This is a genomic window from Paenibacillus sp. Cedars, assembly GCF_003184205.1.
In the GTDB taxonomy this organism is placed as follows: Bacteria; Bacillota; Bacilli; order Paenibacillales; family Paenibacillaceae; genus Paenibacillus_AQ; species Paenibacillus_AQ glucanolyticus.
On record NZ_CP020864.1, the window covers coordinates 115159 to 137380 of the forward strand.

Genomic DNA, 22222 nt, shown 5'->3' on the forward strand with positions numbered 1-22222 from the left:
ATCGGGAAACCTGTTTCTCTCCTTGGACTAATGTAGCCCTCTCCCTTACGCTGGGATACCTCCTACAATGATGTAGACCCTCTCCCACTGTTCAAAACAGCCCTCCAATTGTGTGAGAGAGTCCATCCATGTGGAAAGATATACTTCTATACTTTAAATTGTAGAAGCGTTTCTAATATCGGGATACATCTCTCTTTATATAGATATACATATCCTACACCTTATGAATCCATCTCCAACAATATTAATATATACATCCTCCTATCTATTGGAGACATATACATGTGACCTTCACGGGCTTCCCGATTCTATGGGAGTCGTATATAATTCTAGTAAGAGAAGCATATTGCAACGCATAGATACATCTCTCAATAAATTTGGAGAGGGTCTCCAATACGAAGGGAGGGTTATTGTGAACGAAAATGTCTTTGAAAAAGCCTATACGATCAAGGAATTCAGCGATGCTACCGGAGTCCCCCAAAACACTCTTCGGAATTGGGAAGAGAAGCTTGGGGATGCCTTTATGGTTCCCAGAGATCCGCACGACAACCGTTTTTACACTGACAGACACTTAGAATTAGTGCGGTTAATTCAAAAGTGGCGGGACTCAGAATATGAATTAAGCTTCACCCAGATAAAGCAGATGCTTCTCCATATGAATGCAGCTGGCTCTACCACCGGTATGTTTATGCCTCCAAGTGGGGGGGAAGAGGGTTCCAATTCACTTGTATCCGTCTCCCAGTCGAACTCCCAATCCTTACAACTACAAGAAGTTCAGCAACTTGTAGTAGACATGGAAGCACGAATGCAACAATTTTTTGGGCATCTTGATCAAGTCTTAGTGAAACATGCTGAGACTACACAAGAATTCGTACGAAACGAAATTGAAACACTAAAAAATAGCCAAGCTAGTCGTGATGAAAGTTTAATTCAACAAATCGAATCAAAATTTCATGAAAAAATCCAAGAAGAACATAAAGAAATTGTTTCCAATGTAAATTCAATGAAAGACGAGTTTAAATCTCAGGTAGAAACAACCACAGCAAATAGCAAACAACAGTTAGAGGAGCTTATGGCAACCACCAAGAGCCAGCTCCAACAGCAGTTGGAGGAAAATATGAAAAAATGGGCAGTAATCTCCCGAGAAGATTTAGAGAACTCAAACAGAAAGAAGAGGAAAGGCTTCCTTGGGTTATTCGGACGTGGAGATTAAAAAGATCCAGAAAAGCGCTGCGTTACGCAGCGCTTTTGTTATGGCCGAAAATCGCGTAACGACGGCCTTATTTAAAACAGAGGGCACTCTTTGAAAATTAACGACGCGTTACGCATCGTTAATTTGAGGACAAAAGAAACCCCTCTCATCGAGAGGGGAGAAGGGAGGATCAGAGCATAAAATCTTCATCGTCTTTTTCATTAGATTTGCTGCCGGAATCTCCAAAGAGATCAAACTCACTATTTACCGGTTCCTTAGTCGTTGCTACCTCGTTTTTAGCAATTGTTTTGAATGCTGACAGATCTAAGGCAGTCTTATTCTTACGTTCATTCTTCTTCAATTCTAGTTCTTGCTCTTCTCGGTCAATCTCTTCTAGCATCTTGGCGATCCGATCAGGCAGTGCGGAGCAAACGACACCTGTGTAAAGAATGGCTTTGTTTCGCTCGCCCTCATTATGTTTCCCACGACTTGTAATCGTTCCCCAATTACTATTGTCAATTAAGCCAGAATGGGGTTTCTCTGCATTAGCAATGAAGCGGCCGAACCGTTCTTCTAATGTTCTGAATTCAGAATCCGAAATAATCGGGTTCTTGTGTTTAGGATGAATAACAGCAACGAAACCATTAACAGCATCTAATTCATAATCAAAGTCATTTGCTGTTGGGGATTCTCTAAAACTCTTTTCGATAAGCGAAGTTAAGCTATTCACTTCAAGAGAATCATCTTCGTATATATAGCATTTTCCTGATGAATAATAGCCTGGAGTACTTAATACATCAAGCAGTTCATCCTCGTCAAAGGTCTTGCTTGAAGGGAGAGAGGTCAGGAAAGCCACTTCGGTTAATAAAGCTGCGAGAGTACTATTACCGTAATCTGTCCATTCCAGCCTAGTTTCTGTATCACTAAAAATACCCTCCGTCATTGTAAATAGCTTCTCGTTATCCACGATTGTCACGGATCCACATGCGTTTCTCTTAATCAGCTCATCAATGTGTGACAATCCCCAGCGAGCATTCTTTTTAATTCCTCGTTTTTCCCATGATCCCGGTACTGACACAATAGCACCGAACGATGGCTTACCATTAAAGGGTTTTCGTACTCTACTCAAGTTACTTAGAATGATAGGGGCTGCTGCATTTCCCGTACCTCCGCCCATACCTGCAATAACAAATACAAAATCCGCATCAACCACATCAGAATTACTGAGTAGTGATAACACCTTATCGCGGTTATCCTTAATTGCTGCCTGTCCACGCTCAATATCCTTAACCGCTCCATTGTAGCCATCCAACTTAATGATATTCTGAACGATTTTAAGATCAGAGAGGTCAGATTCAGAAGTGTTTAGAGCATATACATCGTGCCCTAGACGAGCGAGCTCATCCCCTTGGCGGCCACCAAACTGTCCGCATGAGATAAAGCAAAACTTAAGCTTTTTCTTATTCCCATCATCACGGCGCATAAACCCCTCAAGTGTAATAAAACCAAGATTCATTTCCATAACTTACTCCTCCTTGTTTGGGTTGAGTTTACTATTACGCAAGTACACTGCTAACTGCTTGCCTCTGATTTCGTCTGGAATGTACTTCTTTTGCCGGCGATCGAGTGGGGAGGGGTCTACATTTACAAACCCATTCGTCTCTAAAAGAAGAAGAGCTTTTTCAACGAGATACCGATCCCCAATTTTGCTTACAAGATGTGTCCAGGTAATTCCTCCATCAGCTCTGTGATTCCATATCTCAGCAAAAACACTTGTCATTTCTCGTGGAATCCTTCCTGCGATAAACTCCAAAACTTCCGTGGGATATTGAAGGTCTTGATCATTCAATTTCAATCACCCCTTTCACGCGACGTAACGATGCGTTATTCCACTCAATCAATCCAGATTAGCGTTAAATCAGGATATATTAACGCTGCGTTACGATGCACTAAATAGTTGAATGAAACGATTATTTACGTTGCTTTACGCGTCGTTAATTATGTAATTCGTTATTGAAGGTCTTGTTTCCTGCATATTATCTAGTTTTATATAACCTTAAATCGAAGAGTTAACGATGCGTTACGCTACGTTATTATTATTTAGCAGGATATTGTTTCCTGTCAAGTTTATAGGGAGTAATTTTTCTTTCTGGAGACCCTCATTTGAGAGATTGAAATTATCGAATGGGTTCAATTACTATATTGTTGACGAGTGGGAATTAGTCTAGACGGGGGGCCCAAGAGAATGACTTTTTTTATATTTTATTGATTCATTCATCGTGTTTATGACGTTTCCTTCATCGATCCTTTTATCAAGTTACAAGCTGTTCATCCATTAGTTCTTTTATCTATATTTCCACCACACTCTTCATTTAATGCAAAAACGTCTGTATTTTTGCTGCATTATCATGTATAGTGCATGTTTATTGTTCCTAGTAATCCCCGACTAATACCCTAAAAAGGGTAAATTCAACCCAAACCCATTCATGGGTTTTGAAGGAGATGAGGTATAATGGCTGACCAGGGGAAATTTGATCGTAATGATCAAGCAGAAGAGGGAGGTAGAAAACGCAAAAGAGGAGCGAACGATTATTCTATAGGCGAAGCAATTGACCTCTTGAATGAAAGAGAGTGGCGCTTATTGGTAGACCTCTACAAATGTAGATGTATACCACAATCAGTTGTCGTCACAACATACTTTTTGGACTCGCCAGACTTGTACTATGAAGAGTATGAAAGTGTAGATAATCATGCCAAGGCTGCTTTCGAGGAAAAGAATAGAAAGAGAGCTGTTCTAAAAGCACGTCGAACATTCAAGCGATTAAAGGATCGTGGTTTGGTTGAAGGAACCTCAATAATCCCAGATGCTGTAGATTTACCAGTGGCCCGAAGAGGAAGGGTAACTGGGGAGACTTGGTACTATCTCTCGCAGAGGGGATTACGAGTTATCGAAAAAAGATTAGAAATACCTGATGATTCAAAATTATCTAAAGTTGAAGTGGATATGGAACGGGCGAAGAAAGAGCACTACTGGGAACTCGGCAAAATATATCTCGATTTGAGATATCGTTGGATGGTAAGTTTCAATGATCTGAAGCAGTTTATTGATTGGGATTGGTATCCATCTGAAAGTGTATGGGGAGACAATGGGGTGATAGAGGTGCGTCCGGATGCTATTTTGCGAATAGGGGAACAGTTGTTTTGTATCGAGTTAGACCGCTCGACAGAACCAATTCAGAGATCTCCATTCCATACTGAACAGGTATCCATACAAAAAAAACTAGAGAGATATAGGGATGTTATAAAAGCTTCGACAAATACTATTATTCGGAATTCCATTATTGCATTTGTAATTCCAGATGCAGTCTATAAAACAAGACTACTTAATATTGGAAAAGCTGCTGATAAAGTTTTTGGTATAAACCATCGCGTACTAATAGGTCGAAATATTGAAGATATTTTAATAGCATACTCGGACCTTGCAGGAACATCCAACAATGAGTAGAGGGAGAGACCTTTACATTTTAGAGAAAACCCCGCTCCAATTGTTGTATATTAATTAATATACTTGTGTGTTATTATATTGATTAATTAATATATAAGTATCGGAGGTGATTATTTGAGCAAAAACAAAAAGGTGGTCTTGGTAAGTGTTGGTGTTCTATTACTCTTGATTGCCTCAGTAATTCTATTTCGGAGCCCCACCAAAGAAACCATACCGGAACCAACTTCTCAAGAAGTACATACAGAAGTTAGTGATCCTGTTGGATCAACAACTCACTCAGGCGAATACCAAGAATCCCATGAGAGAGTGGCTAAGGTAATTGATGATGCGAAACATGCCATTTCAGAGAGAGCACCAGGCTGGTGGGACAAAATTGAATCATGGTGGGGGTGGTTCCTAGGATTTAAGACAGAGCATGCCATTATCATTGCACTTGTCGCGTTCTTCTTAATTGGAATCGTCTTTAATCCAAAGAATCGTGATCAATCCCGTCATCGATAGGAGGTGAAACAAAATTGGGACTGTTTACGAAGAAAAAGAAAGATGAAGTGAATGATTCTTCACCAACGAAAGAATCCGAAGGACAAGCACCTGAAAAGAAGAAACCCGATAAGTCGATTAAGGAACGAGCACCAAAATCTAGAACCGGCTTAAAGCTGCTCAGAACATGCGTCTGGGTTTTCATGTGCTTCATAATTTTTAAAGGCTGCATGTCGTTTGTCCAAGGGACCCGAGTAATTAACCAAACCGTTATAAACGGGAATACGGCTCCGATCATCGAAGAAAAGGTAAAAGGTTTCGCAGCGGACTTTGCAGCTGAATACTTCACCTGGAACACGGGCAACTTCTCTGAACGATCAACACGATTATCCGGATTCATATCGGGCATAGATTCCGATGCTGGTATTAAGGCGCTCGACATCAAAGGCTCGAGTCGAGTTCTTTCAACTGAGGTCTTTGATACAAAAAAACTAAGCGATAACCAAGTTGAGGTTACGGTGATGGTCCGAAGAGAAGTTGAACCTCTTATGGACCAAACCACATCGCAGCCTCCACAATCGAAAGATGATTCTACTCAAGAGGACGCGATCATACCATTGCCGGAAAATGAGAAATCAATTAAGAAGGTTTACATGGTAGTTCCTGTAACACTGGTTGAAGAAGGTATGGTAATCCGATCATATCCGCGGTTTGTCTCCGAGATGCCCAAGGCGGAATCCGTCGAAGCGGCATCGAACGGTCCTTCAATCTCTGATACTAGCACCATTGCTTTAGCAAAAGAACTAACCAGCAGCTTTCTTAATGCGTGGTATGAGGGAAACATTAGTCAGCTTCGATATTTTTACTCTAATGCAGACGATGCTCCCAAATCCCTAAATAAATCCGCCTTTGACTTTGATCGTGTCGAGAGCCTAAACATGTATCGAAATGAATCACAAAGTGGAGTAATGAAAATTCTGGCAACAGTCATAGTGAAAAGTGATATTGGAGAATCATTCACCAATGCATGGTCTTTCGAAGTAATTGAAAAAGATGGGCGCCTCTACATGCTTGATACTGCTCAAGAGGAAGACATTATCGGAACTGAAAATCAAGAACTGACGTCCGATCCGCAGCAGACAACGGATGAGGAAAACCCAGACCAACCCGCTTCCAATAATCAAGAATAACGAAGGGATGCTTTGATAAATGAGAAAATTAAATAAGGATCTGGTGATCCGCACCACATTGCTCTCAATAGCATTAATGTTAATGGCCACGCCGGCATTTGCTAGTGGCCCTGGACAAAAATTGGGGACTTGGCTTACATCAAATATTGGTGCAGTGATACCAGGAATCCTAATCACAATTGGTGCTTATCACATGATAAAGCGAGATTGGATGAAGCTCGTCAGTTTTATGGGAATCGCACTTATTGTGGCAGTACTGATGAACTGGGAAGACGTCAAAAAATTATCCAAATATTTCTTTGATGCAATCTTCGGGGGCATTTAATGAGCGAAAAGCAATCTGAATCTCCTCGGGTGACCGTATCGAACTACTCGAAGATATGGACATGGGATTGGGTTATATATGCTTTTGAAGGTAAGAAGTTACCCGTTCCGGCGAACGTAAGAGCGATCGGCACATTCTTCGCTTGTTTAGTGTTTTGGTTTATCGTAGGAAAAATCTTATTTTTTATCCCACCGGCTTACACATATGCTGTTTTACCGTTCGTCTCAGCGTGGCTGATTATGAAGCAGAAGCTTGATGGTAAGGCTCCACACAAATGGCTGCTATCTATGATTTTCCATTGGATTAGACCGAAATACCTTAGGAGATACAAATCGATCCAGCACAATAAACGATATTCCTATGGCAGTAAAGTGGTGTATCGCACTCAAAGGGAGCGCGGGTAATCCGCGCTCCCTTTGTTAATAAGGAGGGTAGGACATTGAGCGTCGAAGCTACAAAAAAAGCGAACAAAATCAACATCGAGTTTCCTATCGCTTACTTTGAAGGGAACCTAATATTTAACCATAACAAGCAGGTCTGGGCCATTTATGAGCTAGATCCCTTCGTATATGACCATCAAAGTGACCAACAAAAAATAGACCGTTTGATAGCACAAACTTCATTTTTAAGCATGTTAACGGATCAATTCCATATACTCTGGCTACCTAAAGCCCATGATATTGCGAAACATCATGAACGCCTCAGGCAACGAAACTCCGGGCCGCTTAAAAAATGGGGAAACCGGTATGTAACCGGACTTGAAGAGTATTTGAGCGAAGCCTATGATACCTCGGAAGGATCCAACAACGCAGAGTATCGTCCATATATCATTGTCTACATCCCCAAAAACGGTGATAAGGACCTAGTAGAGCAAATTGAGACCGCGTATACCGAAGTGAAAAAATTGTTTCTTCATCCTAAACGTTTTTTCGAACATATCTCCGGTCTTAATGAACCAGAGATTTTTGAACATGAATTTCAAGCTTATATGGTAAAAGAGAGGCAAATATATGATAGGATTTCACGACGAGTAAAAGTAAAACGTGGCACTCCCGCTACTTCAGAATGGTTAATTAAACGCAATTTCTGGTGGGGAATATCCGATCCTGTATTACGTTCGACAAAAGAAAAACCCTGGTCACCAAAGAAAAGGAAAGGGAAGCGGGGTGGGCTCGATACGTTTTTGTATGATTCTAGGCAGATCATTACCTTAACCGAAGCCGAAATTGACTGTGGCACGCATCCCCGCCGACTACAAATTAGCCAGCCGCATAATGGAGAGGATCAATCTGTCTACCATACGTACCTAACCGTTTCTGAACTACCAGATAATATGGACATGCCTGGAAGTGAATGGCTCTACAGTGCCGCCACGCTCCCATTTCCAGTTCAAATGAGCATCAAAGTAGAAGTTTTGGAAGCGCCAGAGGCAATCAAGAAGCTCCTTAAGAAAAAGACTGATATCGATAACCAGGTAAAGAATGTACAGGAGGCTGGAGCTGCAGTTCCGATTGAACTCGCAGAAAAGCAAGAGAAGGCCCTGTACCTCGAAGATGAGTATAAAAAACGGAAAAACCCTACATTCATAACACATGTTACATTCGGTCTTTTCCATACCGATGTCAATTTGCTTAAGAGCAATGCAAAAATATTGCAGGATCATTTTCGAGATTTCGGTAACATTCACGTCGAAATGCCTGCTGGGGATCAATGGCTGCTCTTCAATGATTTTATCCCTGGATCACCTCGCTATGTCTCTGATTATATTCAACGAATCCCTCCAGAAACTCTGGCTTCAGGAATGTTTGGAGCGACTCAGCAGCTGGGAGACAACATCGGAGTTTATATCGGTACGACGGGAACATTACAACAGCCTGTTTATGTCGATCTTCGGCATGCAAGCCAAATTAACCGCTCACCTTCCTTCACCATCAGTGGGACATTAGGTGGCGGTAAATCGGTTTTGCTTAATCTGTTAGGTTATATCAATGCGACCTGTGGGGGAAAAACTTTGATCTTTGACCCCAAAGGCGAGCGATCCCATTGGCCAGAAATGCTCCCAGAACTAAAGGGGCAGATCCAGGTAGCTACCTTATCCGCTTCTCATGAAGACCAGGGGAAACTCGATCCTTTCGTGATGTTGCACAACATCGAAGACGCCAAAGAGGCAGCGATGGACATCCTATCTTATCTAGCCTCTGTGAAAAGTGACCGGGTTGAATATAGTTATATTTCTCAAGCTGTGACAAGAGTAGCATCTGAACCGAATCCGTATCTGAAAAAATGTATTGATGTTCTTCGTGAAATGGGAGAGACTAGACAGCCTGCAGCTGTTGTTGCTGAAGTTCTCGATAGTTTCAGTGACTTGTCATTTGCGAAGTTACTCTTTGGCAATGGAGAGCAAAAAACCATTAACCTGGACTATGCAATGAATATCTTACAGGTCCAAAATCTTAAGATGCCTCCAGTCGAAAAACCTCCAGAGAACTATTCACTGGTTGAGAAGATGTCCGTTGCTACTATGTATTCGATCGGCCGTTTCATGGATACCTTTATTTATTTTGATCGTTCGGTTTTCACGTTAGCCGAAATGGATGAAGCCTGGGCGATCCTACGGACTCAAATCGGAAAAGAAATGGCAGATCGAGTCATCCGTACAGGCCGTTCCCTAAATGGGGGGCTTGGAATTGCAACACAGAATCCTACCGATGTAGCCGGAGATCTTGCAGGGAACATTGGAATGAAGTTTGCCTTCCGTGACTCTGATACAACAAAGATTAAAAATACACTCTCCTATTACGGACTGGAACACACCCAAGAAAATATTGACCTTATTAAAAATCTTGATAATGGTCAATGTCTCATGCAAGACATCTACGGCCGTATAGGCGTACTTACAGTCGATGTTGTGTTTCAACGACTATTTGACTGTTTTGATACTCGTCCGCCAGAGGAAGAGAGTTCTGATCAAGAAGAAGAAAGTGAGTTCTCGATTCTGGAGAAGTTCCAAGAACATTACGAGCAGTTTTCTGCAGCGGGTGATGTAGGAGGGGAGCTTGATGAAGAAGATCCAGACGAAGATTAGTCGGCTCAAAATTAAGAAACCTCTTGTACTGCTTGGTATAGTCGTCTGTTTTCTATTGATTCTTGTTCTTCCTACCGTAGTAGAAGCGTCATCCATTGATGAAATGGTTCCTTCCGACAACAATAAAGAAGCTATTTACAACAAGTATGGGGCCACAAATTATTCATTTCAGACGCTTCTACCTGAGCGATCCTTTTGGCAAATCGGCCAGAAAGCATCGGACGGAATTGTAAGAGTCTATGATCATATTCTAAGCTTCTTCTTTCTCGTCCTTGTTCAGATCACGCGACTATTTACGTTCTTAGCTCATCAAGCATTTACGTTTTCTTTCATGGATCAGCTGATTGATGCCATTGAAAGCATTATTCAAAACATAACCGGAGTGAATAACGGTTTATTAGGAAACGGTTTATGGGGAAGTCTGTTCGGAATTTTTGCGTCCATTACGGTCCTATATATTTTGTTCAATATGATTCGTGGGCGTTATATGGACGGTTACCAATCCGCTGTTGGTTTTATAATGGCTGTCGTTATTTGCCTTGGGTTCTTTTCAAATGCCGGCACGATTATCAAATCCTTTAACAGTATTGGAAACGAAATGGGGGGATTGGTATATTCACTCCTTGCCAAAGCAACGGGACTCAATATGGACCCCAATGCCGGCGTTGGTATAATCTCCGAACAAGTATGGAATGAGCTGGTTGTCCGACCATATAGCATGCTTCAGTTTGATGATTCGGAGCTTCGAAAAAAAGACCCTCAGATGCTTAATGAGGTACTCGCTACGGCACCTTTTTCGGAGGAACGTGAAGCGATTTTGCAGAAAGCGCAAAGTAAGTACCCAGCAATTGGTCGTGAGAGACCTTATGAACAAATGCTTATCCTTGTCTGCTACTATATATTTTCAATATTTACGCTAGGGTTATTCACCTTCTGGGCAATTCTTTCTGTTTTCTATCGTGTGAAACTACTGATTCATGCCGGCGTAATGGCCGTAACATTACTTGTCACTCTTCTTCCAGGTCGAGAAGCGGGATTCAACTCCATGAAGCAGCAGTTTATCAAGTTAATCGGTCTTTGTGTTATGACCACTTTTGTGATGTTCTTCCTTAGTTTATCCCTTGTATTTGGACATCAATCCTATGATGTAGTCTATCAAGCGGGAGCCGGCTGGTTTACTGCAATGATCGTAGAAGCTATCGTAGTTGTCGTGGTGTTCAAATACCGTAACGAGATTGGGGATGTCTTTAGTAAAGCTGCAGGTCATATCCCAATGCCAGCTCGCGCCAAATCTACAGTTGTTGACGCATTGCAGCGTAATGTAACAAGAACCTTGTACAGTAATGCGACGGGTAAAATTAGCAGTATGTTCAATCGCAAGGAACATGAAGGGGTTCCTAGTACATTTAAGCCGGCTGCACTCAGTACTGCTGATAATAACATCAATGATGCTACCACTGCGAGCATGGTGCTCCGATACCAGAGGGAGAAGAAGGCTGCCGAGCAGCTATCTAACGATACTGGAGGCCAGCCTCAATACTCGCCATTCGTGCAAAAAGTAAATGAAAACCTACAAAATGGAAGCAAAAATCCATTTCGTGGCCTGGACAAGGAATGGAAGGAAGAAAAGACTCGGTTATCGTCTGTCAAAGCTGATGGCGGGGATATGCGAAATGCAATCCTTATGCAGGGCGTGAATGAGGACATGAATGACCAAGAGGTTGCAGCAACCTTGTATTCAAATGAAAATGCGATCCGAGAGGCAAGTACTTTCATGGTTAACCGCCCTAAACATGCTGTGAACCAAATGAATAGAGCAAAAACACTTAATCGAAACCGAAAGCTGGAGACCGCGGTGGACGATTTTGTCATGGTCCAACTTTTCCAACGCTACAAAACCGAGTACAAACAAGCCGTAGATACTTCTATCGAAACTGGCGAGCCGGTGCGTCATACAGATTTTGTTAAGAACATGGATGATGGATTCAAGAAAGCAGGCCTTAATACGACCAATAAAGTGAATACCACTATGCTGTCCAGGAAAGGCCGAATTTCAGTCGCTACACATTTTCAATCCATCCCTGAATACGGAACTCAAAAAGAGAAGCTGCTGAAAGCGAACGAGTCGTTCAGAAAGGTTGCTGTGCAAAATGGTGGGATCCAAGAAACACCTAAGTTTCAGCCTCATCCGTTACAGAATCCCGCAACCATTATAAAGAGCATGCCCCCGCTTCCTTCAGCTCAAATCAGAACTGGAGGAAAGATGGATTATGCTACGCAGATTAAGCTTCCTACTTCAATCACAGCGACACCTGTGACCGAACCAAAGTTGACCGTAAACAACGTGAAGTTCAGCAACCCGGATCTCAAGAACAAAATTGAAACTTCACGGGCAAACCTCAAAAACAACATAACAACGGAAGACTTACAAGACATGCGCTTAGAAATCGACACCAACGCGAAAACAGCAGTCGTTATGAACCTAAGAAATAAGGTCTCCGGTGAAGTATCAGGTGGACTAGATGATATGCAAGCCTCCCTTGAAATCATGAAAAAGGCTCGCGGTCAATTAAATCGTGCGGAAGTGACGACAGCGAACCGGAGTATGGAAAAGTCAGTAGCCAATAAAGCCCAGAGCGGTAGAAAGCAGACCAGGGCTTATAGACAGCTTGACTAATTGGGGGAAAAAATTATCATGCAAGATTCTAAAGCTCTCATTGGCGATATCGTAAGTGGTAGATTAAACAAGGAGAACATGAAACAACGTCTCAAAGGCGAAGTCAAGCGGCGAATACTCAATAAAGCAATGCCTTTGCTTATTAAAAACCCTATTTTTTGGATTATTCTCGCAGTCCTATTAGGTGTGCTCGCCTTTTTTATGATAATCGCTACGTTAGTCTCATCAACAACGGTAGTAGCTTCATCAGCATTTATAACTGAAAGAGTTGTTCCTCCTCAAATTTATTATCGTGATTTAGATAGAATCATAACAAGTGAGTTTGGGGAGCGAACAGATCCGGTCTTTGGAACAAAAGCCTTTCACAAGGGAATTGATTTTGGTTTACCTGTCGGAACACCGATCATCAGCTCGTTTGATGGTATTGTAACAACGGTAAGCTATCCGTCTAGAAACTCATCGGAAAGCAATTACAATGCCGGCATATACGTGGCGATAAAAAGTTCAGATTCTGAACTAGCAACAACTACAAGGTATCTTCATTTGAGTGAGGCATTCGTCGAGCCCGGACAAACTGTTCGCCGCGGGGAGATTATTGGTCTTTCGGGTAATACTGGGAAGTCTACCGGCCCTCATCTACACTACGAATGGATCCCGGATGGTGAGGAGCCAGTAGATCCTACCCCATTCATAATGTTGATGTCTAAGGCAACGGATACAGCCAGTAAAGAAGCATTCAAACTATTCAATAAGGTGAAGTGGACGAAGGAAAGCGGGGATTATGACTTTTTTTCAGACAAAATGATGTATTTAAGTGGTGTATATATGGAATCTCCCGCTCCGCCATTTAGTGATATTGGGACTGTGACGATACGGAATGTACATTCTGGAACAAGTGATTCACGAACAGGTGAGGGGACGGATACTGAAACGCCGGAGGAAGCCCCCGTAGTCACGGTCCCTCCAAACTTGGGTTCTTTGACACATCCCTTTTTCATGCAGTACGCTGCCGCCGCCCAGGCTGAAGAGAGGCGAAGCGGGGTTCCTGCAAGTATTACGCTTGCTCAAGCCGCGCTCGAGTCCGGATATGGGAATCGAAGTATTTGCAACAACGTTTTTGGTATTAAGGCACAGAAAGGGTATACCGGTCCAACTTGTTCAGCTCAAACTAAAGAAGAGTACGGCGGCAAAATCGTAACAATCATCGTATCATTTCGTGCCTATTCTAGTGTAGAGCAATCCTTCGCCGATCATTCCGCATTTCTTTTAAGAAACTCGCGCTATCGTTTTGCCTTAGCTCAAGACAATCCTTACGCCTTTGCAAACGAGTTACAGCGTGCCGGTTATGCTACAGATAGTCAGTATGCCAATAAGTTAAAGAGCATCATGCGAAGTCAAAACCTCATATCCCTTGACGCCAATGGAGGAATCGATCCAGCAACGGGACAGCCGTTTAACGATGTAGCGTTTGTTGGCGGGGGTAGTGGGGGAGGAAGCAGCGGAGGCGTAGGTGGCGATGGTAACGTAACCCTTGTTTTCGGCATCCAGCAATATTTTGGCTACTATGCGAAGCAGGTGCATCGATCCACATCTACGGTTACTGACCCCAAAACGGGGAAAACCGAAACAACGGAAGTAGTTACTCGAACGGATTTAATCGATCCAACCTTTAATAAGCCGATAATAAATTCGGTTAATTACAACAATGTGGTAAACTATGGTAGTTACGGTGAGACTGAATCTCCTGATCTATATGTAAAAGACCTTCCTGCCGCCATCATAGTGACTCTTTCGAGCGGTACCGATGAGGATCTATTCGTTTCTCACGTCCAATACGTTAGGGGGACATACTAATGAATGCACTTTTAGCTAAACAGCTGCATACCGAAACATATTTTATGTTGAATTTAGAAATCACCTTCACCGGTTTAAGACAATGGTTCCTCATGGCTGGTGAACAATACGACGATGTGCTCCTCTTTCAAGCCGTCCTGATGCCTGAAAAAGCAGCACCTGAAAAGCAAGCTGAATTTGCCCAACTAGTACTGTTCCGGCACGAAGATGTGTTTTTCCAGATGCACAGAGGATTCCCTACAGATGATCCGATCCATCAATTAATGCTTCGGATATTAAACGTTCGCACTCTCTATGGGGAAGAAAATGCAGTGCTAGAGCTTTGGGAGACTTTAAACCGTGATCGGATGGAAGAGCAGCCGAAATACAGATCGATTCACGAATTCTTTAGTAGTTAATATCTGGGGCAATAGATAAGGCCAATAAACAGCCTTCCTATTGCCCCATTTCCTTTAATAGACTATAATTAAGGTATTACGATTAAATGGATTAATTTTCTTTGCTGCTATTTTTCAGCGAAGAGGGAGTATGTTGTCTTTATACGACAACACTAAATAATTGCCTTGATGCAAAAAGGACGGAGCAGACCTTGTATTGGTGTGCTTTATTTTTGCGTTCAGGGCTTTTTTTATTTCTATTTTTAAGAAGGGGGGTAATAGAGACGTGGATTACCATAAGGAAAACTGGCCACATGAATTAGAGTGTTTCCGGAAGGCCGTGAACGGAAGTGTCGATGGATACATCATGGAAATCGCCGATCATTATTTAAATGATCGTCTCGACAATGAGGAGTACGAAGATCGTACATACACACAAATCGATATCGCCGTTGCGATCTTTAACGGGAAAATAATTGAAGGATATTCGAGCGAAGACAATCGAAAAAGGCCATCCCGCTCCATGAAACTAGTTACCCCAAGCCGTTTAATTCTCGGTAAGGATCTTCAGGGGAATTGGTTTATCATTGTAGTTGGATTACTTTCGAGCAAGCATTTCAGGGTGATTACTTGTTACCCACCTGGAAGGCGTTATCTTCCTTATATCGAGACTGATTAATCACCAATTTTTTTGGGGAAATCAAGTTCCGTGATACAATAAGGTCAGAAGGAGGCGTTGTGTATGACGACTCATTGTGACCGTTGCAAAGGGGAGTACGTAAATATGTTAACCACAAAGTCACAAGTTTATGAAGGTGGTAAGTTAACCGTATCCGACATTCCCGCTAGGAAATGCCAATGTGAAGTATTGACACAGGTTCCTGATGGTGTAATTGTCGATGGTTATAAGATGCTGCTAGAGAAACATGGAATTATCGGTGATGTAACGGTTTCGTTGTCCAAGCTCAAGGAGCATTTTACACCATTGGATTTTATCAACCCGCACATCAGCACGTGACCTGGAGACATAAAAAGAAAAGTCCCGAGTAGAGTCTAACGTTGAAAAAGCGTGATTCTCTCGGGGCTTTTTTTATTTATAAGATCATAAAAACGAAGGGTTTGATTCTAGTGCCGACTAAAAGTACAGATAAGACCAAAGTGTTGTTAATCGTTTGCTATGTCATCGGGATATGCCTGACGATAGACCGATTGATTTTTGGATAACGATCCATCGTGAAAGGGGTTAATAGACAATGAATGTATTTCAGTACCGATTAAATGGGGGGACGCTGATTGTCACGAACATTCGTGATGAAGATGCCAACTTCATGCAGACGATCGAGAAATACATCGATCTTCTCAATCAGTACAAGGTATACGGTACCGTTGAAGTTACTTTGGAAAATCTGAGACGAAGACTCAATTCAAAGTTAACTTCAATTGCCTAATGCAAACCAAACAAGGGCGATAAAGAGAGCGACGACTTAATACGCTCTTTTTTTGTTGCCAAAAGGAGGCCATAAAGATGATTAAAAAGGTTTCGATTCAGCTTAACCGAAGCCTGATTTGCGGTGGGGTAGCAGTCGTTGAGAAGAATGGCATCGATGCTTGTATTTTCTTCGATGTTGTCAAATCCACCCCCATCAAAGTAATTGTCGGCAACCGTGGTAAAGAAGTGCCTGAACATGAAGCAGATGAATACGAACATGCCCTTCTGGAACTGTTCGTAAGACATAATGTACCGCTTCAAATTGGCACATATTCTGTTTACAACGACGTGCTATAGAGAGGAGTAATAGAGATGCGATTATCCAGCCGTAAACCCATCTGTCTGCTCATGAATCTTGGAGGTTTCGAAACCCGTATGGATGAGCTGCTGACCAAGGCATTCTGCTTAGGAGAAGAGGTATTCTCGTTAACAGGCGAGGGGATCGTTCCTCTCCCAGCTCAAAGTGCCATTGTCCCTGTGAACGTAATGTCCCTTTCTTCAGGTGAGTTGCACGTCTGGTCCTCCTTGGTCAACGAGCAGCTGCAGGAGCGGGAGATGAATGTTGCGAATGTCGTCATCCTCGCTGCTGGTCGTAAATACTGTGGCGTATTGCCCCTAGGAACGATCATCTTTGAAGGCCTTCGGATTGGAGCGTGAGCGATGAAGCTGCAGAGTATCGCATTTAAATGGCATGCGGACGCACCACTGGAAACCGTAGCTCCCATATTACAGCTAGCAGGTTTCACACTGGGTAGGCAAAACATCTGGTCCCGCTCCGTGGGCCATCATAAGCTGGAAATTGAGGCCCGTGTACGGATGAATAGCCCTGATCGGTCTTATTTCTGGATCCGTTGGCTAAATGCAAGGGGTATCGTCGATAAGGGACCAATGGAGCGCCTGATAAGCGATTGGTTTTTTACAGTCAATAGTCATATTCCGATAACGGTCAACTGGCTACAAGTTAAAGTTGCGACTTCTGATTTTAAACCACCTTTATTTGGCTTTTATGAAAGCGTCCCTAACATTTGGGTGAAATCAGAAAAACAGATCCGATTTTCGTTCTATCCTATCCTTGATCATTATTACTTTGAGGTTAGAAACAGCGATATCCGGAAATCAATTCCGCATAATCATTTTTCATTATGGATTGATGAACTGAAACATAATTTACTTGGGCATCATCGTCCAGACGATCAGATCTGCCTTGATCTGAACGTGGGGTAATAGAAATTTTGATCAAGCCGGATCCATTGAATCGGCTTAAGTGATGGGTACGCTTAGGCGTCTGCCCAGGGAGCCATAAAAATACCATTATCGTAAGGAGGGAGCCCCTCTGCTGCAACTTTGGCGGGGGTGTATACCCTCAGTTGCGGTAAGGGCGATTAAAGATGAATAACAAGGTGAACCTTTATAAACTACAATGGATGTACAACCGCCGGGCACAAATGAAAAAGTATACTGTTATCGGTAAACTTTTGTCACGCTAGAGCGGGAGGTGCATTTAATATGTCAATTTCTATTTTAAATGAATCGGCAGTTAGGGAAGCGAAAAACGTCTATTTTCATTCGTGTGACGCCGGCCGTCTCTCTGCAAAAGATTTACTGACGGTTATCCTGGAACCGATTGTAAGAGACCGATCCATCTCAGCCATGGTGGACGATATTCTACAGAATGGATTGTCCCATCTGGGCACGCTATCCGAATTTGAATTATCTGTCCTGTTCGGTCTGGATGAAAAGCAGAGTTTTCAGTTGATGTCGGTTTTTGAATTGGCTAAACGAATGAATGCTCCAATTATAAAAGATGAATTAATAATTCGAAGTCCTGAAGATGTGAAAGACGTCCTTCAGGATCTTAAATATTTGGACCGTGAACATTTCGTCACGATCTATCTGAATGCCAAAAACCATATGATTGGTCGTGAGACCATTTCTGTGGGTAGTCTAGATGCCTCCATTGCACACCCAAGAGAGATATTCAAAGGGGCGATCCGTAAAGGGGCAGCAAACGTTATATTTGCCCATAACCATCCAAGCGGAATACCGGACCCTAGCCCTGAGGACATCATGATTACTCAACGGTTGGCTGAGGTGGGCATCATTGTTGGTATTGAGGTGATGGACCATATCATTATTGGTGGCGATAAATACTACAGTTTTCAAGAACACGGCACATTCCCAGTTCCAAGGGAAACAGGCTTGTCGGAATCTTTATGCTGATTGAATCCGTTGTTGAGATATCCGGCTTTAAACTGCATAAGATGGGCGCGCTGAGTGCAACTATTGTTACTTAGAATGAAAAGGGAGGGGCTTTGAAGCTCGTCCCTTTTTGTTATGGGATAAAGATTGTAACCCTCTTTCCGCAGGGATGAGGGTTAGGGAGGGATATTCATGCAATATGAGCAAATCGATTTATTTGAGTATCTAGAGGAGATGGAGCTCTCAGAGAATCAAGATTTTCTTGAGACAGATGTTTCATTCCCTTCACCTTGGACAACAGGAATTCAGGACTTCATGGACAGGGCCAGGACATTTGGAAAGAGACAGTTACTGGCGATCCGTACGGCTGCTGCGTGGTTCATCAAGGCAGCCCCGCTTCTGTTCATGTTTCAATACGTAAATGTGTATACGGTGAAACGAGTCTTTAAGGAAGAAGTGGGCAATTACGACTTATACCAATGCTGTGAGTCTGTACTGACCAGCCGTTGGAACGCAGAGGCGATCTCTCTACATTTAAAGCGACAGTACCAAATCAGCCATTGTTGGGGATCCCTCGGTAAAGATCACTGGGCACAGGAGATAGCAGTGCTTGCTGAGGCACGTAGAATGTACGGCCAAACCATACGAAAGTCAGCATAACTCTGCAATAAATAATCAGTGACTGTGAACAGGAAGCAGCATCGTGCCTCGATTCCTGGGGAACAGTATAGTCTTTGAGTCAGTAGAAATCGGCTCATCATAAAAGGAGGGAGACCCTACGGTTGTGGGAGGGTTTTCCTCCGCAATCAAACGGGCAAAACATGATCAATCATTTACATGGTGAAGGTTTAAAAAACTTAACGGTAGATACTTTGAGAAAGGTTCGGCTGGAGCTTGAACCATTGCTTCGTCGTTGGGACCACATGTGTCCTGAAGACCAGAATCATTACATCGCAACCGAAGTTATGGGATGGACCCTCGGTAGCGGGGAAAATGCAGGCTTGTATATTACTGAAGCTGCTGAGATATTGCGGGTTGAAGACTTTAAGCCAACAGAGTGCTTGACGACCGCTCATTATTTATTTGAGTTCTTTCTCATTCCCGACAAAGTATCCATTCAACCATGCGGCTCCGCAGCCGGATTGTTTTGGATGGTTTATTTTAAAGATGCCTACATCGCGGCGGGTAAAAAGCTGCAGCAGGCGCTGTGTAAGTCATGCATTGTAATGAGGCATGCGATCACGTTGACAAAGGAGAAACCGGTTCAAGGCGGGATGATACAGCCCATTAACCGTGTTCTACCATAGGAGGCGCCCATGTCTACAATTCATTTCTTGGCAAAAGCGGAGGCAAAGGAACGGCTATTCTTCCGAAAATACGGAAAACCCGGTTACCAGGTACATACGGTGACTGGCAGAGCAAATACAATTGAACGCGTTACTGAAAAATACGTATACATCAAGACATCCAGCGGGAACGAAGCGAATCGTATTCCCCGGGAACGTCTGAGACAAGCCCTAGCTATTCTGTTTCACCAAAGAGTAATCACCTTAAAAGAATTGATCCGGATTCAAAAGTTTTCAAGCGCACTTGCTGCTTTAATCCGGATTATTATGATCGATATCTGTAAGGTACTGCGAACGCCAGCCGGCGTTCGTCTTTCTTTAAAGGGATTGCGATACATTTACTCTGGAATCAGCAAAGGGAAACGTGATGTGAGGATCGTAAAACAAAACGGCGGTTTGTTCGTCTTGATTAACTACTTTACCGTTCGATCGGACACGGCAGCAACCTGGAAGGATAACCTTCGCGAGCTGGGATTTGATTATAAATCCGTCATGCTCGATCCGGGGGAGAAGACCCTTCATGAAACTAAGCGGAAAGGGAAAACAGTGAAACCGCTAGACCTGGATGAATATGCAGAGTTCGTGAAGCAACACAGTGATATCATCTATCAATTTTTAACGATCGATAAGATTGGGGATCCGGAAACAACACAGGCGAATACGCTTTATTTGGAGCGGGCAGTTGGCCGAAAGCCAATTCCGGTATATCATGTCCAGAATTCGCTGGCCGTGCTGCAGGATTACATCGATCAAGGCTATGAGGTCATTGCCATTGGCGGTTCCGTCTTTGTTGGTCTTAAGCGTCGTGCACAGCTGTTCGATGATATTTTCAAACGCTTCGGTGATATAGCGAATTTTCACGCTCTTGGTGTAGGTTCCACGGAATTACTACTTCAATACCCATGGTTTTCAGCGGATGCTTCATCCTGGCTGAACGGACGGATATTCGGTAAGCTACTCTCTCTTCACGGGACGGTTAGGGCGCCAATCTGGATGACATCGGAGGAAGCGCTTGCCTTTAACGTCAGAATATTTTCTAGCCTTGAGGATCGATATGATGATATGCAAATCAGCATAGATTTATTGCCACCTCGCTAACCTCCCGCTACAATAGAGTGGACAAGCGTTCGTAGTATAAAAGAATGAGTGGTGACATGGATGTCGCATAAAGATACGAAAAACAATTATCACAGTTTTCTTGGGGACTTAAAGGCAACCTTTGATCCGATCTTTCGTAATGCGAGAACACAAGACTCTTCGGATTGGAGAAAAAAAGCTTGGAGTGGTCCCTTAAAATCCTACATAGGGATGTTCAAAGCAGCCGGCGCACTTGGAAAACTGGGTGGGGTTGTAGCTCCGCTTATCGGTCCAACCTTGGTGGTAGTTGGGGGAATACTAGCCTCCATACCAGTTTGGCTGATTATTTTTCTCCCACTTCTGCTTTTGTTCGGTGTATATTGGATTTTTGTTATTCAACATACAAAAAAAATGGCTACGATGGGGGATCCTCATTTCCATATCGGTGCATTTAAGGAAAAAAGGCCATTGGAATATAAGCTGTGGAAACCTTTCTTGGATAGAAACGGTCCTACATTTGAAGGTCTGTATGATTTTATGATACCGATCTTCAACCCCAACAATGGAGAAGACTTAAAGAGTGTTATTGAATACACGAAAGGTCACGTTGCGGCTGTACAAACAGAGAAGGACGAATATCGGACTGCACGTGATTTCTTGAAGAGTGAGGTTGAAAGGTACGAACGGGCTGTTGGATACTTGGTCGATTTGGTTAAAGCTATTAATAAATCACTTTACCGGTACGCCAATGATTGCATGAACTTTTATGAACTGGATTTTGTTTGTGCTTATACGATATATCGAGTGGAAGAGGATAAAATCCGAAAAATCCATGATAAAGGCACAACCGGCGCAAGTCCTGCCGAAATCACCCTCACCGAAGAGAATGCCAGAAAATTTGCGGCTGTATACGTTGCAATGCTTCCTAGTGAAGAAGATGGATTTTCCTATAATAATCCATTCCCTGGTCGGACGGTTGCAGCCTACCGTATGGAAATCTATGGGGAGACGTGGATCTGGAACTTCCATTTTGACGATTCCAACGATAAGGCATTGAGTCTGACTCTATCAAATGATATTATAGAGATACGTGAAGTATATCGTCTCGTACAGGCGTTCTGTCTATTATTACAAAAACGAGAGATCGAAGGCAAGGAGGGAATCCAAGATGGTAATGCCAAAAGTCAAAGAGCCAACGAAAATTAATTTCGTGTCTCAAAAAGATATCGAGGATAAAAATCGCAACCAACGCGAGGAAGTCTTAAGGATTCTCGACGATTTAAAGGCTGTTCGGGAAGAAGCTGCTGCGTCGTCAGAAAAACATTAATAAATAGAGTTACCAGACCTTGGTGTATGCCAAGGTCTTTTTCATTTTATTTTCATAGTTTGGTTTTGAGATCAAGTAGATTCGGGCAAACTGATTGCT

General features: G+C 42.9%; 24 protein-coding genes. 22 read left to right on the top strand and 2 right to left on the bottom strand.

Annotated elements, in window-relative coordinates; translation table 11 throughout:
• Positions 1 to 412: 412 nt before the first annotated feature.
• Complete coding sequence (locus B9D94_RS00550) at positions 413 to 1213, top strand: helix-turn-helix domain-containing protein (protein ID WP_172963870.1); 801 nt, start codon at positions 413 to 415, stop codon at positions 1211 to 1213.
• Between the two features lie 169 nt (positions 1214 to 1382).
• On the opposite strand, the gene B9D94_RS00555 is transcribed toward B9D94_RS00550, so the two are convergent.
• Both B9D94_RS00555 and B9D94_RS00560 read right to left on the bottom strand, forming a co-directional pair.
• A complete protein-coding gene (locus B9D94_RS00555; RefSeq protein ID WP_148246127.1) occupies positions 1383 to 2714 on the bottom strand; it encodes an FtsZ/tubulin family protein in 1332 nt (443 codons plus the stop codon).
• Positions 2715 to 2717: 3 nt separating this feature from the next.
• The gene (locus B9D94_RS00560; RefSeq protein WP_119851404.1) at positions 2718 to 3041 is read right to left on the bottom strand and encodes a hypothetical protein; all 324 of its coding nucleotides are present in this window, start codon (positions 3039 to 3041) and stop codon (positions 2718 to 2720) included.
• Between the two features lie 663 nt (positions 3042 to 3704).
• Here B9D94_RS00560 and B9D94_RS00565 point away from each other — a divergent pair.
• From B9D94_RS00565 to B9D94_RS30805, 21 genes are all read left to right on the top strand, one after another.
• A complete protein-coding gene (locus B9D94_RS00565) occupies positions 3705 to 4697 on the top strand; it encodes a replication-relaxation family protein (protein WP_148246128.1) in 993 nt (330 codons plus the stop codon).
• Between the two features lie 114 nt (positions 4698 to 4811).
• Positions 4812 to 5198 carry a hypothetical protein gene (locus B9D94_RS00570; RefSeq protein WP_148246129.1) on the top strand — a complete coding sequence of 129 codons (387 nt, stop codon included), beginning with the start codon at positions 4812 to 4814 and terminating at the stop codon, positions 5196 to 5198.
• A gap of 14 nt (positions 5199 to 5212) precedes the next feature.
• On the top strand, positions 5213 to 6367 hold the full coding sequence (locus tag B9D94_RS00575; protein ID WP_148246130.1) for a conjugal transfer protein: 1155 nt from the start codon (positions 5213 to 5215) through the stop codon (positions 6365 to 6367).
• A 19-nt stretch (positions 6368 to 6386) separates the two neighbouring features.
• Positions 6387 to 6692, top strand: a complete 306-nt coding sequence (locus tag B9D94_RS00580; RefSeq protein WP_119851408.1) for a hypothetical protein — start codon at positions 6387 to 6389, stop codon at positions 6690 to 6692.
• Positions 6692 to 7096 (top strand): TcpE family conjugal transfer membrane protein, encoded by a 405-nt coding sequence (locus B9D94_RS00585; RefSeq protein WP_148246131.1) that lies wholly within the window; start codon positions 6692 to 6694, stop codon positions 7094 to 7096. Before B9D94_RS00580 ends, B9D94_RS00585 begins: the two co-directional genes overlap by 1 nt.
• A gap of 35 nt (positions 7097 to 7131) precedes the next feature.
• A complete protein-coding gene (locus tag B9D94_RS00590; protein ID WP_148246132.1) occupies positions 7132 to 9777 on the top strand; it encodes an ATP-binding protein in 2646 nt (881 codons plus the stop codon).
• Positions 9752 to 12454: a CD3337/EF1877 family mobilome membrane protein gene (locus B9D94_RS00595; protein ID WP_148246133.1), complete on the top strand. Its 2703-nt coding sequence runs from the start codon at positions 9752 to 9754 to the stop codon at positions 12452 to 12454. Before B9D94_RS00590 ends, B9D94_RS00595 begins: the two co-directional genes overlap by 26 nt.
• Before the next feature lie 18 nt (positions 12455 to 12472).
• Positions 12473 to 14308: a glucosaminidase domain-containing protein gene (locus B9D94_RS00600; RefSeq protein WP_253805974.1), complete on the top strand. Its 1836-nt coding sequence runs from the start codon at positions 12473 to 12475 to the stop codon at positions 14306 to 14308.
• Entirely contained in the window at positions 14308 to 14706 is a 399-nt protein-coding gene (locus B9D94_RS00605; protein WP_148246134.1) for a hypothetical protein, read from the top strand. The genes B9D94_RS00600 and B9D94_RS00605 overlap by 1 nt, the downstream gene beginning before the upstream one ends.
• A gap of 265 nt (positions 14707 to 14971) precedes the next feature.
• Positions 14972 to 15364: a DUF4258 domain-containing protein gene (locus B9D94_RS00610; protein WP_148246135.1), complete on the top strand. Its 393-nt coding sequence runs from the start codon at positions 14972 to 14974 to the stop codon at positions 15362 to 15364.
• A gap of 105 nt (positions 15365 to 15469) precedes the next feature.
• Entirely contained in the window at positions 15470 to 15703 is a 234-nt protein-coding gene (locus B9D94_RS00615) for a hypothetical protein (protein ID WP_253805975.1), read from the top strand.
• Between the two features lie 235 nt (positions 15704 to 15938).
• Positions 15939 to 16133, top strand: a complete 195-nt coding sequence (locus B9D94_RS00620; RefSeq protein WP_148246137.1) for a hypothetical protein — start codon at positions 15939 to 15941, stop codon at positions 16131 to 16133.
• Positions 16134 to 16210: 77 nt separating this feature from the next.
• Positions 16211 to 16471 (top strand): hypothetical protein, encoded by a 261-nt coding sequence (locus B9D94_RS00625; protein WP_244235592.1) that lies wholly within the window; start codon positions 16211 to 16213, stop codon positions 16469 to 16471.
• 15 nt (positions 16472 to 16486) lie between these two features.
• Positions 16487 to 16831, top strand: a complete 345-nt coding sequence (locus B9D94_RS00630) for a hypothetical protein (protein WP_119851418.1) — start codon at positions 16487 to 16489, stop codon at positions 16829 to 16831.
• 3 nt (positions 16832 to 16834) lie between these two features.
• Entirely contained in the window at positions 16835 to 17398 is a 564-nt protein-coding gene (locus tag B9D94_RS00635; protein WP_253805976.1) for a hypothetical protein, read from the top strand.
• Between the two features lie 282 nt (positions 17399 to 17680).
• A complete protein-coding gene (gene radC, locus B9D94_RS00640; protein WP_148246138.1) occupies positions 17681 to 18394 on the top strand; it encodes a RadC family protein in 714 nt (237 codons plus the stop codon).
• Positions 18395 to 18565: 171 nt separating this feature from the next.
• Positions 18566 to 19033 carry a hypothetical protein gene (locus B9D94_RS00645; protein WP_148246139.1) on the top strand — a complete coding sequence of 156 codons (468 nt, stop codon included), beginning with the start codon at positions 18566 to 18568 and terminating at the stop codon, positions 19031 to 19033.
• A 122-nt stretch (positions 19034 to 19155) separates the two neighbouring features.
• Positions 19156 to 19680 (top strand): BC1872 family protein, encoded by a 525-nt coding sequence (locus B9D94_RS00650; protein WP_148246140.1) that lies wholly within the window; start codon positions 19156 to 19158, stop codon positions 19678 to 19680.
• Positions 19681 to 19689: 9 nt separating this feature from the next.
• Positions 19690 to 20817, top strand: coding sequence for a hypothetical protein (locus B9D94_RS00655; protein WP_148246141.1), 1128 nt, complete (start codon positions 19690 to 19692; stop codon positions 20815 to 20817).
• A gap of 60 nt (positions 20818 to 20877) precedes the next feature.
• Complete coding sequence (locus B9D94_RS00660; RefSeq protein WP_148246142.1) at positions 20878 to 22002, top strand: hypothetical protein; 1125 nt, start codon at positions 20878 to 20880, stop codon at positions 22000 to 22002.
• Positions 21965 to 22123: a hypothetical protein gene (locus tag B9D94_RS30805; protein ID WP_172963871.1), complete on the top strand. Its 159-nt coding sequence runs from the start codon at positions 21965 to 21967 to the stop codon at positions 22121 to 22123. The genes B9D94_RS00660 and B9D94_RS30805 overlap by 38 nt, the downstream gene beginning before the upstream one ends.
• The last annotated feature ends 99 nt before the right edge of the window (positions 22124 to 22222 follow it).